Annotated in this window: 11 protein-coding genes and 1 tRNA gene; 4 read left to right on the forward strand and 8 right to left on the reverse strand. The window is 67.3% G+C overall.

Annotation, left to right across the window (positions count from 1 at the left end; all coding sequences use genetic code 11):
* Window positions 1-10: 10 nt before the first annotated feature.
* The 5 genes from GGR90_RS16015 to GGR90_RS16035 all read right to left on the reverse strand — a co-directional run bounded on the left by GGR90_RS16015 (window position 11) and on the right by GGR90_RS16035 (window position 6794).
* The gene (locus GGR90_RS16015; protein ID WP_167922389.1) at window positions 11-3199 is read right to left on the reverse strand and encodes an efflux RND transporter permease subunit; all 3189 of its coding nucleotides are present in this window, start codon (window positions 3197-3199) and stop codon (window positions 11-13) included.
* A 158-nt stretch (window positions 3200-3357) separates the two neighbouring features.
* Entirely contained in the window at window positions 3358-4629 is a 1272-nt protein-coding gene (locus GGR90_RS16020) for an efflux RND transporter periplasmic adaptor subunit (RefSeq protein WP_167922390.1), read from the reverse strand.
* A 455-nt stretch (window positions 4630-5084) separates the two neighbouring features.
* The gene (locus tag GGR90_RS16025; RefSeq protein ID WP_167922391.1) at window positions 5085-5705 is read right to left on the reverse strand and encodes a TetR/AcrR family transcriptional regulator; all 621 of its coding nucleotides are present in this window, start codon (window positions 5703-5705) and stop codon (window positions 5085-5087) included.
* A gap of 316 nt (window positions 5706-6021) precedes the next feature.
* Window positions 6022-6402, reverse strand: a complete 381-nt coding sequence (locus GGR90_RS16030) for an OsmC family protein (protein ID WP_167922392.1) — start codon at window positions 6400-6402, stop codon at window positions 6022-6024.
* 318 nt (window positions 6403-6720) lie between these two features.
* A tRNA-Cys gene (locus tag GGR90_RS16035) sits at window positions 6721-6794 on the reverse strand.
* Window positions 6795-7038: 244 nt separating this feature from the next.
* Here GGR90_RS16035 and GGR90_RS16040 point away from each other — a divergent pair.
* From GGR90_RS16040 to GGR90_RS16055, 4 genes are all read left to right on the forward strand, one after another.
* Complete coding sequence (locus tag GGR90_RS16040; protein WP_167922393.1) at window positions 7039-7701, forward strand: protein-L-isoaspartate O-methyltransferase family protein; 663 nt, start codon at window positions 7039-7041, stop codon at window positions 7699-7701.
* 38 nt (window positions 7702-7739) lie between these two features.
* Complete coding sequence (locus GGR90_RS16045; protein WP_167922394.1) at window positions 7740-9233, forward strand: TolC family outer membrane protein; 1494 nt, start codon at window positions 7740-7742, stop codon at window positions 9231-9233.
* A gap of 102 nt (window positions 9234-9335) precedes the next feature.
* On the forward strand, window positions 9336-9746 hold the full coding sequence (locus GGR90_RS16050; RefSeq protein WP_342449956.1) for a DUF2497 domain-containing protein: 411 nt from the start codon (window positions 9336-9338) through the stop codon (window positions 9744-9746).
* 74 nt (window positions 9747-9820) lie between these two features.
* Window positions 9821-10069 carry a hypothetical protein gene (locus tag GGR90_RS16055; protein ID WP_167922396.1) on the forward strand — a complete coding sequence of 83 codons (249 nt, stop codon included), beginning with the start codon at window positions 9821-9823 and terminating at the stop codon, window positions 10067-10069.
* A gap of 39 nt (window positions 10070-10108) precedes the next feature.
* Here GGR90_RS16055 and nudC read toward each other — a convergent pair whose 3' ends face one another.
* The 3 genes from nudC to GGR90_RS16070 are packed head-to-tail and all read right to left on the reverse strand — an operon-like array spanning window position 10109 to window position 13340.
* Window positions 10109-10981, reverse strand: a complete 873-nt coding sequence (gene nudC / locus GGR90_RS16060; protein WP_167922397.1) for an NAD(+) diphosphatase — start codon at window positions 10979-10981, stop codon at window positions 10109-10111.
* Entirely contained in the window at window positions 10981-12279 is a 1299-nt protein-coding gene (locus GGR90_RS16065) for a serine hydrolase domain-containing protein (RefSeq protein WP_167922398.1), read from the reverse strand. The genes nudC and GGR90_RS16065 overlap by 1 nt, the downstream gene beginning before the upstream one ends.
* Entirely contained in the window at window positions 12276-13340 is a 1065-nt protein-coding gene (locus GGR90_RS16070; protein ID WP_245198730.1) for an A/G-specific adenine glycosylase, read from the reverse strand. The genes GGR90_RS16065 and GGR90_RS16070 overlap by 4 nt, the downstream gene beginning before the upstream one ends.
* Window positions 13341-13451 lie beyond the last annotated feature (111 nt).

The raw sequence follows: 13451 nt of genomic DNA on the forward strand, positions 1-13451 counted from the left end.
ATCTTTCTCCTTATTCCGCCGGCACGGGCAGCGCCGCGCCATGGTCGTCCGTCCCGCGCCGGCGGCGCGCGGCGAACCGGTCGCCGAGCGCGCGGCAGACGACGTAGAAGGTCGGCGTGAAGATCAGGCCGAACGCCGTCACCCCGATCATCCCGAAGAACACCGCGGTGCCGAGCGCCTGGCGCAGTTCCGCTCCCGCCCCGCTCGCGATGAGCAAAGGCACCGCGCCGAGGATGAAGGCGAAGCTCGTCATCAGGATCGGGCGCAGACGGTCGCGCGCGGCGCGCACCGCGGCATCGATCGGCGACAGGCCATCCTGTTCCTCGGCCTGCTTGGCGAATTCGACGATCAGGATCGCATTTTTCGCCGCGAGCGCGATGAGCACGACGAGCCCGATCTGCGTGAGGACATTATTGTCCATGCCGCGCAAATTCACCCCGATCATCGCCGCGAGCAGACACATCGGCACGATCAGGATGATCGCCAATGGCAGCACGAGGCTTTCATATTGGGCCGCGAGCACGAGGAAGACGAACAGCACCGCGAGCGCGAAGACGATCCCCGCGGTGTTCGCGGCCGCCTTCTGCTGGAAGGCGATGCCCGTCCATTCGGTCCCGTAACCCGCGGGCAGCGACTCGGTCGCGAGCTTTTCCATCGTCGTCAGCGCCGCGCCCGACGATGCGCCCGGCGCGGTGTCGCCGTCGATCTCGACCGCGGGGAAGAGGTTGTAGCGCGTGACGCGGTACGGCCCCGTGCGATCCTCGAAATTCGCGACCGACCCGATCGGCACCATCGCGCCGCTGTTCGACCGCGTCTGGAGGTTGGCGATGTCGGAAACGCTCTGGCGGAAGGGCGCGTCGGCCTGCGCGGTGACGCGATAGGTGCGGCCGAGCAGGTTGAAATCGTTGACGAACGCCGATCCCAGATAGACCTGCAACGCCTCGAACACCCGCTCGGGCGGCACGCCGAGCGCATTCGCCTTCGCCCGGTCGATATCCGCGAAGACGCGCGGGTTGGTCGGGTCGAAGAAGGTGAAGACGTTGGCGAGGCCGGGGGTCTGGTTCGCCTTGCCAATGAGATTGTTCGTCTCGTTCGCGAGCGCCGCATAGCCGTGGCCGCCGCGATCCTGCACGATCATCCGGTAACCGCCCGCCGAGCCGATGCCCTGGATCAGCGGCGGCGGAATGATCACGATCTGCGCCTCGGTGATGTCTGCGGTGCGCTTGCGCGCCTCGTTGATGATGTCGTCGAACTCGACGCCGAGCTTCGCCCGTTCCTCGAACGATTTGAGCGGAAAATAGGCGGCGGCCGAGTTGGGCGCGAGCGTCTGCGACGGGCCGTCGAAGCCCGCGAGCATCACCGACCCGAGCACGCCGTCGACCGGCAGCACGCGCGCCGCGACCTTTTGCAGCACTTCATCGGTGCGCTCGACCGAGGCGCCCGAGGGCAGCTTGGCGACGACGAGGAAATAGCCCTGATCCTGCGCCGGGATGAAGCCCGTCGGCGTCGCCCAGAACAAGCCGGCAGTGGCGGCGATCAGCCCCGCATAGGTGACCATCATCTTCTTCGGCGCGCGCACTAGCCGGTCGGTCAGCCGCGCATAACCATCGCTCATCCGCTCGAACCCGCGGTTGAACGCGTCGCCGGCGCGGCGGACATATTGCATGCCCTTGCCCTCGTTCGCCGGCGCCGAATGGCCGCGCAGCAGGATCGCGGCGAGCGCCGGCGACAGGGTGAGCGAAAGGATCAGCGAGATGATCGTCGCGGTCGAAATCGTCACCGCGAACTGCTGATAAAAGGCGCCCGACAGCCCGGTCAGGAACAGCGTCGGCACGAACACCGCGCACAGCACGAGCACGATCGCCACCAAGGCGGCCGACACTTCGTCCATCGACGTGCGCGCGGCCTCCAATGCGCTCATGCCCTTCTCCAGATTGCGCTCGACATTCTCGACGACGACGATCGCGTCGTCGACGACGATGCCGATCGCGAGCACCAGCCCGAACAGCGACAGATTGTTGAGGCTGTAACCGACCGCCGCGAGCACCGCGAAGGTGCCGATCAGCGACACCGGGATCGCGAGCACCGGAATGATCGCCGCGCGCCATTTCTGCAGGAAGACGAGGATGACGATCACGACGAGCACGACCGCTTCGAGCAGCGTATCCATCACCGCGTCGATCGACTGGGCGATGAACTCGGTCGGGTTGTAGATGACCCGATATTCGAGGCCCTTGGGGAAATTCTTCGACGAGGCGACCATTTCGGCCTCGACCGCTTCGGCGGCGGCGAGCGCGTTAGACCCGGGGCGCTGGAACACCGCCATGATGACCGTGGGATCGCCCGAGAGATAGGTGTTGCTGTTATAGTCCGACGCGCCAAGCTCGACGCGCGCGACGTCCGACACGCGGACCTGCCGCCCGTCGGCATCGCTGCGGATGACGATATTGGCGAAATCCTTGGGGTCGGAGAGGCGCCCCTGCGTTTCGACGTTGAGCTGGAAGTCGCTGCCATTGGCATGGGGGGGCTGGCCGAGCGTCCCCGCGGCGACCTGCACATTCTCGCGGCGCAGCGCGGCGACGATTTCGCCGGCGGTGAGGTCGAGCGCGGCGGCGCGGCCGGGGTCGATCCACACACGCATCGCATAGTCGCGCGCACCGAACAGCCGCACGTCGCCGACGCCGTCGATGCGGGAGAGCCGATCGCGAAGCTGGGTCAGTGCATAGTTGGAGATATAGGCGCGATCGAGCGACTTGTCGGGCGAGACCAGATTCACGACCATCAAAAAGTCGGGCGAGGTCTTGCGCGTCACGACGCCGAGGCGCTGCACCGTCTCGGGAAGGCGCGGGGTCGCGATCGCGACGCGGTTCTGTACCAGCACCTGCGCGGCATCGAGGTCGGTGCCGATCTTGAAGGTCACGGTGATCGTCACCGCGCCGTCGCCCGTCGACTGACTGCTCATATAGAGCATATTGTCGACGCCGTTGATTTCCTGCTCGATCGGCGCCGCCACCGTGTCGGCGACGGTTTCGGCCGAGGCGCCGGGATAGCTCGCCGACACCGTCACCGTCGGCGGGACGATGTCGGGATATTGCGACACGGGCAGGCCGATATAGGCGACCGCACCGACGATGGTGATGATGACGGCGAGCACGGCGGCGAAGATCGGCCGGTCGATGAAAAAGCGTGATAGGCGCATGGGAGAGCCCCTGTTCTATGATCTGTCAAACCTCCCCTCCCGCTCGCGGGAGGGGCAGCGAGACTTGCGAGCTTGCTCGCTAGTCGCAGCGGGGAGGGCTGCGGAACGTCACAGCCCCTTCCCCGACCCCTCCCGCAAGCGGGAGGGGAGAAGAAAGGCTATTTCGCGAAGGTCGCCTGCGCCGATACCGGCTCGTTCGGCCCTGCCGCGCCCTTCTCGGGCGCGTCGGCGGCGATCTTGCCGGCCTTGGTTTCGGCCTTGGTTCCGGGCCGCGCGAACTGGTATCCGTTGATGACGACGCGGTCGGTCGGCGCCAGCCCCGAACGGATGACGCGCAGGCCATCGACCTCGGGGCCGATCTCGACCGGCTTCGCCGCGACCATGCCGTCCTTGCCGACGACATAGAGGATCTTGCGCGCCTGGTCGGTCTGCACCGCGGCGGCGGGGACCAGCAGCGCACGCGCGGTCTGGCCCGTCGACAGGCGCATGTTGCCGAACATGCCCGGGGTCAGGAACATCTCGGGATTGTCGAAGCGGCCGCGGGCGCGGATCGTGCCCGAGCGCGGGTCGAGGCCATTGTCGGTGAAGTCGATCCGGCCCTTCCAGCGATAGTCGTTTTCGTCCTGCAAGCGGACTTCGACGTCGGCACCCTTCTGGCCACCCTCGCGCTTGGTCTTGAGGAACAGCGCCTCCGAACCCTGGAAGGTGAAATAAATGGGATCGAGCGCGTTGATCGTCGTCAGCAGCGTGCCGCCGGCGTCGCCCGCCGACACGAGGTTGCCCGCGTCGATCTGGCGGTCCGAGATGCGGCCGGCGAGCGGCGCGCGGACGGTGGTGAATTCGACGTCGAGCGCGCGCGCCGCGATGCGCGCATCGGCTCCCGCGAGCGCCGCCGTCGCCGCATTGACCGTGGCCCGAAGCCGGTCGATCTCGCTCTGCGACACCGCTTCTATATCGACGAGGCGGCTCGCGCGGTCGAGTTCGAGCCTTGCGAGCGCCAGGTCGCTGCGCGCGCTGGCCGCCGAGGCGCGCGCTTCGGCGAGCGCGGCGCGATAGGGGCGCGGATCGATGGTAAAGAGCGGCTGCCCCTTGCGGACGATCTGCCCGTCGGTGAAGTGAATCGCGGTGATCGCGCCCGAGACGCGCGGGCGCACCTCGACCGCCTTCGACGCCTCGAAGCGCCCGATATATTCGTCCCACAAGGTGACATCGCGCGCGATCGGCGCCGCGACGGTCAGCACCGGCGCGGGGGCGGCGGCCGCCTGCGGCGGACCCTCGCGCAGCAGCCACCAGGCGCCGACGATCAGGATGAGGAACGCGCCGATCCACGCGGCGCGGCGGCCGCGCGCGGGATGGAGCAATGTCTTGAGTTCGCGGCGGACCTTCGCGTCGGCGGGGTCGAGCTTTTCGATCGGGGTGTGGACGGTCATGGATATGCCCTCTTCTTTTTCGTTGGTTTCGGCCGCCTGCGCCCCGGTGGGAGGGGAGGGGGCGCAGGCAGCCGATGCCGGAAGCGCATGCCTCCGGCCGGTTTCGCTTTTGGTCCTTGGTGCCGGAGCGCCTCTTCGAAGAGGACGGCCGCCCCGTCCCGTCACACGCATCCCATGCGCGTGCGGGGTCCCTGTTATGTCTTGCGGGCGAACGCCAGCGGACGCCCGACCGGAACGAGATCCGCTCCGGCAAAAATATTCGATGGTGAAACTTCCGGCCGCCGCATGATCTTCGTCAGGCGGCGGCCGGTCTCGGGGGAGAGACTCTTTGTATACTGATCGGTATATAACTTATGTTGCGCTGCGTCAAGCGCATTCTGTACCGGGCAGTAAAATTTTTCTTTCAGGCGATTTACCGAACGGCGATGTCGCCTTTTACGCGCTTTGCCCGCTGGTTAGCGCCCCGGCCACAGCTTCAGGCTGGTTTCGACCAGCCGTTCGAGTTCGGCGCGCGTGGCGCCCGCGCCCGCCTGCACCGACATGCCCTGATTGACCGCGGTCAGGAAAGCCGCGAGCCCTTCGGCGTCGGTGTCGGGCGGAAAGTCGCCCTCTTCCTTGGCGCGCGCGAAGCGTTCGAGCATGGCCCGCTTCGCCACGGCGCCGCGTTCGAGGACCGCGTCGCGAATACATTCCGCCTCCGCGCCGCACGCGACCGAGGTGATCACGCCAAGGCAGCCGTCGGGATTCTCGGGACAGCTATACATGTCGAGCGCGCCGTGCATAAGCCGCTCGGCGACGCCGCGCGCCGTCGGGGCGGCGAGCGCCGCCTGCATATAATCGAGCTTCTCGCGCTCATAAAGGTCGAGCGCCTTGTTGAAGAGCGCCTCCTTGTTGCCGAAGGCGGCATAGAGGCTGGGTTTGGTAATCCCCATCGCCTCGGTCAGATCGGCCATCGAGGCGCCCTCATAGCCCTTCGACCAGAAGACGCGCAGCGCCGCCGCCAAGGCCATGTCGACGCAGAATTCGCGCGGGCGGCCCTTGTGCGGTGGAGCGACGGTGGCGGTCTCTATTTCCATAACGGCTGGTATATAAGTGAGGTGGGACAAAATGTCCAGTGGCGCTGCGGTCAGGGTCAGGACCTATTAATTGCGCGTTCGAGGTTTGAAGCGATTTTGTTCAGTGCGAGGAGGCAAGGCGCAGGAATATGTCGATATTTCCAGACTTGCCGACGACGCAATGGACAAAATCGGTCAAATCCCGAAGGGACGCCGAAATGGCTTCGATCTCGGGCGCGTGCGGCCTTGCGGGTAGCGATGCTACCCGCTGCGCCCGCCCGAACCCGATATCTTCGCCATTTCGACGCCTCGAACGTGCAATTAATAGGTCCTGACCCTAAGCGAGGCGCGTATCGATCGGCAGCCCGCTCTTCAGCGTCAGCGTCACCGGCGTCCGCTCGGCAATGTCGGCGAGTCGCGCCTTCTGCTCCTCGTCGAGTCCGGCGATCGTCAGCACCCGGTCGACACGCGGCCCGTCCTTGTTGACGAGCTTCAATCCGACCTCGACCGAGTCGAGCGGCCACTCCTTGCGGTCGGCATACATGCGCAGCGTGATCGCGGTGCAGGCGCCGAGCCCGGCCAGCAGGAAATCATAGGGCGCGGGCCCTAGGTTCTTCCCGCCGAGCCCCGGCCCCTCGTCGCCGACCAGCGCATGGCCGCCGACCTCGATTTCGGTGCGATAGTGATCCTTGCCGATGCGGGCGGTTCCGTGGGCCATATTGCTGTCCTTCGTTCAAGCGAGCTTGCGGGACTCTATCTTTCCCGCCGCGACCGGCAAACGGCAAGGCCCGGTTTTCGCCATCTCTTGAATCGATCGCCGAAAAGCCTAGATTATGATCATCGTCAACAAGCGAAAGGAGGTGGTCGAATGTCTCATTGTCCCACGCCGCATGCGGCAGATTTGAGCATGACCGTCCTCGCGGGGGTCAAGCTCGGCTAAGCTGTCCGCGACAGGCACGACAATGGAGGGGCCGTCCCGCCAAGGGGCGGCCCTTTGTCGTTGCGGCGGAAGCCGCGGTATCGATCTACAGGATTTTGGAGGCCCGAGCCGGAATCGAACCGGCGTGCAAGGATTTGCAGTCCTCTGCGTAACCACTCCGCCATCGGGCCTCAGACGCAGAAATGCGTGGAGACAGCGCCCCTAGCGGTTTCATTTCGCGACCGCAATCCGATTGTTTCGCTATTTCGGGCAAATATCGCGTCTTTCCCGGCGCGATGCGGGGTTGGCGGCCCGAACCGGGCGGGCTATGCGCGCCGCAGCGGGCCGCTTGGCTGTATTATCATTGCAATACAGCATCGCTTCGGCTAGAGCTGCCCCGCAACGGCTTAACCCCAGGGAATCGGAACAAGGCTGATGGCGACGAAGTTTAGCGAAATCACGGCGGCGGAGATGCGCTCCGCCATGATCGATAGCCAGCTCAGGACGAACGACGTCATCGATCCCGCTGTGATCGGTGCGATGGCCGCGGTGCCGCGCGAGGCGCATGTGCCGTCCGCGCTCGCCAGCGTCGCCTATACCGATCGCGCGATCGCGCTCGGTCACGGCCGCGCGCTCAACGCGCCGCTGGTCACCGGCCGGATGCTGGTCGCCGCCGCGGTGCGCCCCGGCATGCGCGTCCTGCTCGTCGGCGGCGCCACCGGCTATACCGCGGCGCTGCTTGCCCGGCTCGGCGCCGAAGTCCATGCCGTCGAGGAGAATGCGGAGCTGATGGCGACGGCGCAGACGGCAACCGCAGACGCTAATATCCATTGGGTCCAGGGCCCGCTCGCCGCGGGTGCGCCCGATGCCGCCCCCTTCGACCGCATCATCGTCGAAGGTGCGATCGAAACGCTGCCCGCCGCGCTCGCCCGGCAGCTCGCCGATGGCGGGCGGCTCGTCGCGGCGCGCCGCGAAGGCGCGGTTACGCGGCTGGTCGAAGGCGTCAGCGTCGGCGGCACCGTCGCGTTGCGCAGCTTCGCCGACATGGACGTCGCGCCGCTGCCCGGCTTCGCCGCACCCGCGGGCTTTCAGTTCTGACGACCGGGCCCACCCCCTTGCTACAGGCGGACACCACGATGACCGATACAGATAAGAAACAGTCCCTTCGTCGTGCCCACTGGCTTGCCGGCCTCGCCGCGGGCGCGCTGCTGCTGCCGATGGCGGCACAGGCGGAAACCCTGCAAGGGGCGCTCGCCAAGGCGTATGAAAACAACCCGACGCTGACCGGCGCGCGCGCGGGCCAGCGCGCGAACGACGAAAATGTCCCGATCGAAAAAAGCTACGGCCTTCCCGACATCGGCACGCAGGCGAGCTACGAAGAAAATCTGATCATTCCCGGCAACAGCTTCAACGCGCCCGGGCGCTCGCTGACGATGGGCGGCCAGCTGACCGTGCCGCTTTATCAGGGCGGGGCGGTGCGCAATGCGGTGCGTGCGGCGAAATTTCGCGTCGAGGCGGGGCAGGCCGACCTTCGCGCGACCGAGGCGAGCATCTTCTCGCAGGTCGTCGGCGCCTATATGGACGTCATCCGCGATCAGGCGATCGTCCAGCTCAACCAGAAGAATGTCGCGGTCCTGCGCACCAATTTGCAGGCGACGAGCGACCGGTTCGAGATCGGCGACCTGACGCGCACCGACGTCGCCCAGTCCGAGGCACGGCTCGCGCTGGCGGAGGGCGATTTGCGCACCGCCGAGGCCAATCTGATCGCCAGCCGCGAAGGCTATATCCGCCTCGTCGGCGAGGCGCCGGTCGATCTGCAGGCGCCGCCGCAGCTGCCGAACCTGCCGGGGACCGCCGAGGACGCGGTCACGGTCGCGCTCGGCAACAATCCCGACATCGAATCGGCGAACGAGCAGGTCAACGCGTCGAAGGCCGACATCGGCACCGCCAAATCGAGCCGCGCGCCCAAGGTTTCGGCGATCCTGAGCGGCGGCTATAATAATTTCCTCGGATCGCTGAACAGCGGCGTCCCCGGCGTCGGCGTGCTCCAGGAAACGTCGAACGCGGCGGCGGGGGTGCAGGTGACGCTGCCGATCTTCACCGGCGGCCGCCGCTCGGCGCAGGTGCGCCAGGCGCAGTCGCGCAGCAGCCAGGCGATCGAGCAATATATCGAGGTCGAACGCGGCGTGATCGCGCAGACGCGCGGCGCCTATGCCGCGTGGCAGGCGAACGAACGCATCATCGCCGCGACGCGGCAGGCGGTGAGCGCGAACGCGCTGTCGCTCGAAGGCGTGCGCGCCGAAAACAGCGTCGGCACCCGCTCGATCCTCGACATTTTGAACGCCGAGCAGGAATATCTGAACACACAGGTCCAGCTCGTCTCGGCGCAGCGCAACAGCTATGTCGCCGCCTTCTCGGTGCTCGCCGCGATGGGCAAGGCCGAGGCGCGCGACTTGGGGCTCGAGGGCGGCGCGCTCTATGATCCCGAAGTCAATTACCGCCGCGTGAAGGGCGAGCTGTGGGACTGGGCCGACGATCCGGCGCCGCAGCAGGTCGCGAACGATACCCGCGCGGTCCCCGCCGCCAACGCCGGCGTCCCCGAAGGACCCCCCGCGCTCGCGCCACAATAAGGCTTGGCAAAACCCGCCCCGAACCGGTAGAAGATGGTTAACCGCCCTGTTTTCGTGGGCTGAGGGGGCTTGGTGATGGGCGATATGTCGCGGGAACCGTCGATGGAAGATATCTTGTCGTCGATTCGGCGCGTGATCGCTCGCGACGAGGCGCCGGGCACGGCGCGCGACGCCCGCGCCGCCGAAGCCGACGATATTCTCGACCTTCAGGAGCAGGAAGATCGCGCCGCTGACGCTGCGGCCGAAGCAGCGCCCGAGACCGAAGAACTGGTCTCCGAAGCGAGCGCCGATGCCGCGCGCCAGTCGCTCGAAGCCCTGACCGCCGCCGTCACGCCCGGCGCTGCCGCGGCGCCCGCCGCCGCAGCGCCGGCCGCGAACGGTCGCACGATGGAAGACGTCGTCCTCGACGCGCTGCGCCCGATGCTCAAGGACTGGCTCGACACCAACCTGCCCCCGCTCGTCGAAGCGATGGTGGCAAAGGAAATCGGCCGCATTACGGGCCGCAAAGTTTAGGCGCTCCTTTCCGCGCGCCTGACGACTGCTTTCGGCTGATAGCGGAAGTTGGCAATGTAGGGGATTGTCGCCGAATGATTCGCTTAAACCGCATTGGCGCGCTCGACATTGCGGGTGCGCTGTCCGAGCGTATCGGCTCATACGTCGACCTTTACTCCATCGAGTTCATGGCGGTTGAAGGCAGCCGCATTCATTGCTGGTATCAAAGCCCGCTGCCCGAAGGACCAGTGTTCCACGTCGAGATCACTAGAATCGGCGAAGAATGGATACTCAACTTGAATGAGCATCCGCCGGGGACCGAGCAGAAAATCGAAGTGGCCTAGCGTCCGCTTCCCACCCCAAAGCCGACACCCACCGGCTCCCTACAGCCCCGCCCAATCCTCCAGCAGATACCGCGCGATCGCCAGCGACGGCGGTGCCAGGAACGGCGCGCCCATGTCGCTCGCGAGTGCCGCGCGCACCTCGGCGCGGTCCACCCACATCGCCGCCTCGATCTCGGTCGTGTCGAGCGTCAGCGCCGGATCCTTCGCAACCGCGCGGCAGCCGATCATCAGCGAGGAAGGAAAGGGCCAGGGCTGGCTCGCGACGTAAGAGACGTCCGAAACATGGATGCCCGCCTCCTCGAACAATTCGCGCGCGACCGCCTCCTCGAGCGATTCGCCCGGCTCGACAAAGCCCGCGAGCGCCGAGAAGAAGCCCGGCGGAAAGCCGCCCTGCCGCCCGACGAGGACGCGGTCCTCAAATTCGGCGAGCATGATCACGACCGGATCGACGCGCGGGAAATGCTCGGCACCGCACGCGCCGCAGCGCCGCCCCCAGCCGCCCCGGAACAGGTCGGTCGGCGTCCCGCACACCGCGCAGAAACGGTGCCGCGCGTGCCAGTCGACCAGGCTGCGCGCGCCGCCATAGAGCGCCGCTTCCTCGGCCGACAGCAAGGGCAGCAGCCGCATCACGGTGCGCGTGCGCGCATCGACACGCGCCCCCGCCGCCGCCTCGCGCACGAAGCGCGGCGCCCCCGCATCGTCGATCCCGAGCAGCATCAGCGCGCGATCATCCGCCGGATCGAGCGGCTCCCACAGCAGCCCGCCGCTCGCCCCCGGCACGAAATCGATGCCGTCGAGCGTCAGGCAGGTCGCGCGCGGATCGGCAATCGCCGCGGCGAACGCGGCTTCGTTCGTGCGCATCTGGTCGGCGCGGTCGAGCCGCGCGCCGGTAAAACCGAGCGGCAACGGCATCAGCTCGTCACATCCTTGAAGAAAGTCTCGCCGAACTTCGCCTGAAAGGGCACGGCATCGGGCGGCATGATCTGCGTATAGCCCGCGGCGCGATAGCCGAGCCCGCGATGGACGAAGCCGATCGTCCCCGCCGCGCCCGCCCAGCCGAAAATGCCCTCGCCGCCGGGCGAGCTCGGCAGCGACACGCGCCCGCCCGCGCCGAAGCCTTCGCCGTCGATGAAGCTGCCCTTGCGGTCGACGCTGTCGTCGATCAGGTTCGACATCGCGAGCCGCGCGGTTGCCGCCTTCATCACCCGCACTCCGCTGGTTGCCCCTCCGATTTGGCCTTCCCCCAGCAGCATCGCGAGGAAACGGTCGTAATCGCGCGCGCTCGACACGAGCCCGCCGCCGCCGAACGGATAGGGCGGGGGATCGAGATAGATCGAGTTCGCCGCGGGATCGAAGGGGATGAGCGCGCCGCCGAACGGCGCATAATTGCTCGTGAAGCGCCCGACGTCCTCCGCCTTCACCATGAACCCCGTGCTCGCCATGCCGAGCGGATCGAACAGTCGCGCCTTCAGGAAGGCGTCGAACGCCTGTCCCGACACCACTTCGATCAGCCGCCCCATCAGGTCGAGGCTGATCGAATAGCTCCACTTCGTCCCCGGCTCGTAAACCAGCGGCAATTCGGCGAGCCGGTCGGCCATCACCGCCAGGCTCGGTGCTGGCGTCACCTCGGCAAATCCGGGAATCGGCAGGCGGCTCGCCTGGCCGCCGACGATGCCCGCGCGGTCATAGGCGGCCTTGATCGGCCCCTTCTGGATGATGTTATAGCCGAGCCCGGCGGTGTGGGTGAGCAATTGCCGCACCGTGATCGGGCCCTTGGCCGGGCGCACGTCGGTGAGCGATCCGTCGGGGGTGTTCTGCACCTTCATATTGGCGAAGGCGGGCAGAAAATCGGCGATCGGCTGGTCGAGCGTCATCTTGCCGTCCTCGATCAGCAGCATTGCCGCGATCCCGGTGATCGGCTTGGTCATCGAATAAAGCCGCCACAAAGTGTCGGGACCGACCGGCGTCGGCAAGCCGTTCGACTGCACCCCGGCGCCGATGAACACCGGCGCTTCCTGCCCCTTGCCGATCGCGGCGAGCGTGCCGGCAAGTTCGCGGCGGTCGACGAAGCCCTTGATGAACGCGCTGGTCGCGGGATAGAGCGCCGTGCCGTCGACGCGCCACGCGAGCGCCGCGCGCGGCAGCAGCGCCCCCGCGCCGGCCAGCGCCATTCCGCCCATCAGCGCGCGGCGCGAAACCATCCTGTTCATACATCTCTCTCCAGCATCTTGTCGGTCAGCTTGCGATAGAGCGTCGGCAGCCCGGCGGCGTCAAGCTCCGCGATCGGCCACCATATACCTTCCCCTGCGGCGCCGAGGGATTCAGGCGGGGCTTCGGGCGGGGCTTCGCGGCGCACCAACGTCAGCGTCAGGTCGAAATGGGTGAAGCCATGATCGACGCGGACGATTCCCGACTCGGCTGCTCCCGATTCGAGCGGCGGATCGTCCGCCCAGTCGCCCCCAGGCAGCGCGCGCATGCCGCCGAGCATGCCCTTGTCGGGTCGCCGTATGAGCCAGATCGCCCCGTCGCGCTCGATCCACCAGGCGATCCCGTGCCGGTGCGGCTTCGCCTTTTTCGGCGGTTTCACCGGCAGGCGCTCGATGTCGGGCCGCCCGCGCGCGCGGCAGTCGGCCATCACCGGGCAGATGCCGCAGGCGGGACTGCGCGGGGTGCACACGGTCGCGCCGAGGTCCATCAGCGCCTGCGCGAAATCGCCCGGCCGGTCGTCGGAAACGAGCGGCGCCAGTGCGGCGCGAATCTCGCGCTTCGCCGCCGGGAGCGAGGTTTCGATCAGCCGGTGGCGCGCGATCACGCGCTCGATATTGGCGTCGATGACGACCGCCGCGCGCCCGAAGGCGATCGCCGCGACCGACGCCGCGGTATAGTCGCCCACCCCCGGCAGCGCGCGCAGCCCCGCCTCGCTATCGGGAAAGCGCCCGCCATGATCGGTGACGACGGCGCGCGCGCAGGCGAGCAGATTGCGCGCGCGGGCATAATAGCCGAGCCCCGCCCACGCCGCCATGACGTCGGCATCGTCCGCCGCCGCAAGATCGCCGACCGTCGGCCAGCGTTCGGTAAAGCGCGCGAAATAGCCCGCGACCGCGGCAACCGTCGTCTGCTGCAGCATCACCTCGGCCAGCCAGATGCGATAGGGATCGGGCGTCTCCGCGCTCCCCGGCGCGATCCGCCACGGCAGCACCCGCGCCGACCGGTCGTACCAAGCGAGGACGCGGTCGGTGAAGTCCCGCGCCATCATCTGGACGAAATACATAAGCCCCTCCCCTTCAGGGGAGGGGTTGGGGTGGGGTCTCGCGAGATAGCGCAAGGCTGATGGACCCAAGCTGCCAAGTTTCGCTGCCCTCCCCTGAAGGGGAGGGCGAAA

The sequence above is a fragment of the Sphingopyxis italica genome, assembly GCF_011926545.1.
Lineage (GTDB): Bacteria > Pseudomonadota > Alphaproteobacteria > Sphingomonadales > Sphingomonadaceae > Sphingopyxis > Sphingopyxis italica.